Below are 3462 nucleotides of genomic sequence, written 5' to 3'. Positions count from 1 at the left end.
CGGGCTGGAGCGCAGCTGAGCGACGCGCAGAAGACGCGCATGAAGGCGATCAACGGTGAGCTGGCAACGCTGGCCGCGCGCTTCAACAAGGCCGTGCTGGCCGAGGTCAACGACTCGGCCATCGTCGTCGACAGCGCCGAGGAACTGGCAGGTCTGAACCCGGCGCAGATCGCCGCCGCGGCTGATGCGGCCAAGAAGCGCGGCCTGGAAGGCAAGTACCTGATCGCGCTGCTGAACACCACCATCCAGCCCTTCGAGACGGACCTGCAGAACCGGGCCGTGCGCGAACGCCTGCATCGCGCCTCGGTGGCGCGAGGCGCACGTGGCAACGAGTTCGACACGCGGGCCATCGTGTCTCGCGTGATGACGCTGCGCCAGGAGCGCGCGGCGCTGCTGGGCTATGCGACGCCCGCGGCCTTCGTGCTGGAAGAGGAGACCGCCAAGTCGGCCGACACCGTCAACGCGCTGCTGCGCCAGCTCGCGCCGGCCGCCATGGCCTCGGCCAGGCAGGAGGCCGACGAACTGCAGAAGCTCATCGACAGCGAGCAGGCGGCCAAGAACCAGCCCAGCTTCGCGTTGCAAGCCTGGGACTGGAGCTACTACTCGGACAAATTGCGCGCCGCCAAGTACGGCTTCGACGAGAGCCAGCTCAAGCCCTATCTGGAGATCTCCAGCGTGCTGGAGCGTGGCGTGTTCTACGCGGCCCATCAGCTCTACGGCATCAGCTTCAAGCGCCGCACCGACCTGCCGGTCTACCGCGATGACGTGCGCGTGTACGACGTCTTCGATACCAACGGCAAGCAGCTCGCCATCTTCATTGCCGACCTCTACGCCCGCCCGAGCAAGCGCGGCGGCGCGTGGGCGAATGCCTATGTTGGCCAGAACGCGCTGGAGGGCACGTCGCCCGTCGTCGCGAACCACCTCAATATCCCCAAGCCGCCGGCCGGTGAACCGACCCTGCTGACCTGGGACGAGGTCAACACGATGTTCCACGAGTTTGGCCATGCGCTGCACGCCATGTTCAACAAGAGCCGCTACCCGGGCCTGACCCGCGTGCCGCGCGACTTCGTCGAATACCCCTCGCAGGTCAACGAGGTCTGGGCCGACTGGCCCAGCGTGCTGGCCAACTATGCCAAGCACTACAAGACGGGTGCCCCCATGCCGCGCGAGCTGCTCGACAAGGTTGCGCGCGCCAAGCGCTTCAACCAAGGCTACGCGACGTTGTCCTACCTGTCCGCCGCCATCGTCGACCAGCGCCTGCATCAGACCAAGGCGAGCGAGATCCCGGCCGCCGACGCCGTCGTGGACTTCGAGGCCAGGGTGCTGAAGGAAGAGGGCGTCGACTTCGGCCCGGTGCCGCCGCGCTACAAGCTGCCGTATTTCAGCCACATCATGGGCGGCTACTCGGCCGGCTACTACGCCTACATCTGGAGCGAGGTGCTGGATGCCGACACCGTGGAATGGCTGAAGGCCAAGGGCGGCCTGAAGCGCGTCAACGGCGACCAGCTGCGCGCCAAGATGTTGTCGCGGGGCGGCAGCGAGGACGCGATGCAGCTGTTCCGCAACCTGGTGGGCCACGAGCCCGACATCAAGCCGCTGCTGGAGAGGCGCGGCCTGATGGTGCAGAAGCCCTGATCGGCGCGAGTTCGTCAGGCGCGACCCCCGGTGCATGCCGCTGGCATGCACCGGGGGTGTCCGCGCCGCTGATAAGCTCGGTTGCCATCACGGGAGGTCTGTTTGCACGAAGCCACGACGGAGAACACGCGTAAGAAGCTGGCAGACCATCTGCTGGCCTGGATGTGGCCACTGCTGGCGCTGGCTTCGGTCGGTTTCTCTATGGTGTTGCTCGAGGGCAAGCTGAGGGCCGAGGCGGCGTCGGACCCGCTGGTGCGCGCCATGCTCAACGATGGGTTCGTCAACGACGTCGAGGTCATCCTCCGTGTCATCGGCGAGAAGCTTGCCTCGATCCCGCCGCGGGGCTATGGGCTCGCCGCGCTGTCCGCCCTCCTCGCCTATGTGGCGCTCGCCTGGTACGACCGCATCGCACTTCGCCACATCGGCGTGCAGACGCGCGTGTCGGTCGCGTTCAGCTTCCTGTGCTCCTTCGTGGCCTACGCGCTGGGGCACAACATCGGCGCTTCCGTGGTGTCCGGCGGCGCGGTGCGGCTGCGGGCCTATGCCGCGCGGGGATTGAGCAAGGGGCAGGTCGCGATGCTGATCTCGTTCTGCTCGTTCACATTCGGGCTCGGCGCGCTGCTGCTGCTTGGCGGTGCGCTGGCCTGGGACCCGACTCTGGCAGCGCCGCTGACCGAGCGCCTGCCGTCGGGCTGGGCCTCGCCATCGGGCATCCGGGTGCTCGCTTTCGGCATGCTGGCGCTGTGCGCGCTGTACGTGGGTGCGGCCTTTCTGGGCCTGCGGCCGCTGCGCATGGGCCGCTTCCAACTGCACTATCCCAAGCCGGGCATCGTGCTGCAGCAGATCGTCGCGGGGCCGCTAGAACTGGTGGCGGCCGCGGCCATCATCTATTTCGCGCTGCCGGCGGAGGGCAATCCTGGCTTTGCCACGGTGCTCGGTGCCTTCCTGATTTCGTTCTGCGTGAGCCTGCTGTCTCAGGTGCCGGGCGGCGTCGGGGTGATGGAGGTCGTGTTCGTCGCGCTGCTGCCCGAAATGCCCGCCATGGGCGTCGTCGCCGCGCTGCTGGTCTGGCGGATCTTCTACCTGCTGGTGCCTCTGGTCGTGTCCGGCCCCATCATCCTGGCCTTCGAGGTGATGCAGTGGTTGCGACCCAAGGCCGCGACATTGCCGTCACTCCGATAGGCCCGGCGGTCGTTACAGCCCGGTCCAGGGGGTGGGGCGCGCTCGCGACACGCCCGCAAGGTCCAGCACCCGCTCCACCGTCTCCGCCACCATCTCGTCGATGGACTTGGGGTGGTGATAGAAGGCCGGCAGCGGCGGGAAGCAGATGCCGCCCATCTCGGTCACGGCCACCATATTGCGCAGGTGGGCCAGGTTCAGCGGTGTCTCGCGCACCATCAGGATGAGTCGCCGGCGCTCCTTGAGCGTGACGTCTGCGGCGCGGGTCAGCAGGTTGTCGCCCAGGCCATGGGCGATGGCCGCAAGGGACTTCATCGAGCAGGGTGCAACCACCATTGCCGCTGTCGCGAAGCTGCCGCTGGCGATGCACGCGCCGATGTCGCCGGGCGCGTAGGCGTGGTCCGCCTCGGCTTCCAGCGCCGAGCGGTCCAGCCTCAGCTCGTGGTGCGCGTTGAGGATGCCGGCGGGCGTGGCGATCAGATGCGTTTCGACGCCCAGTTCGCGCGCGCGCCGCAACAGGCGCAGCGCATAGGCCGCGCCCGTGGCCCCCGTCAGCCCGACGACGAGCCTCCCGCTCATCAGGCCGTCGCCAGCGCCTGCTGCAGTTCACCCGACTCGTACATCTCCATCATGATGTCCGAGCCGCCG

The 3462-nt window shown here is 67.8% G+C and carries 3 protein-coding genes; 2 read left to right on the top strand and 1 reads right to left on the bottom strand.

Annotated features, from left to right (window positions below; genetic code table 11):
* Both VGF12_RS07255 and VGF12_RS07250 read left to right on the top strand, forming a co-directional pair.
* Nucleotides 1–1635 (top strand): M3 family metallopeptidase (locus VGF12_RS07255; RefSeq protein ID WP_331175372.1); only part of this gene is annotated, 1635 nt, incomplete at its 5' end.
* A 102-nt stretch (nt 1636–1737) separates the two neighbouring features.
* Nucleotides 1738–2817: a YbhN family protein gene (locus VGF12_RS07250; protein WP_331175371.1), complete on the top strand. Its 1080-nt coding sequence runs from the start codon at nt 1738–1740 to the stop codon at nt 2815–2817.
* A gap of 12 nt (nt 2818–2829) precedes the next feature.
* On the opposite strand, the gene VGF12_RS07245 is transcribed toward VGF12_RS07250, so the two are convergent.
* Entirely contained in the window at nt 2830–3393 is a 564-nt protein-coding gene (locus tag VGF12_RS07245) for a UbiX family flavin prenyltransferase (protein WP_331175370.1), read from the bottom strand.
* Nucleotides 3394–3462 lie beyond the last annotated feature (69 nt).

The sequence above is a fragment of the Roseateles sp. genome, from assembly GCF_036404855.1.
In the GTDB taxonomy this organism is placed as follows: Bacteria; Pseudomonadota; Gammaproteobacteria; order Burkholderiales; family Burkholderiaceae_C; genus Pelomonas.
Note: the sequence above shows the minus strand (reverse complement) of the source record. Positions and strands in the feature narration are given on the sequence as shown.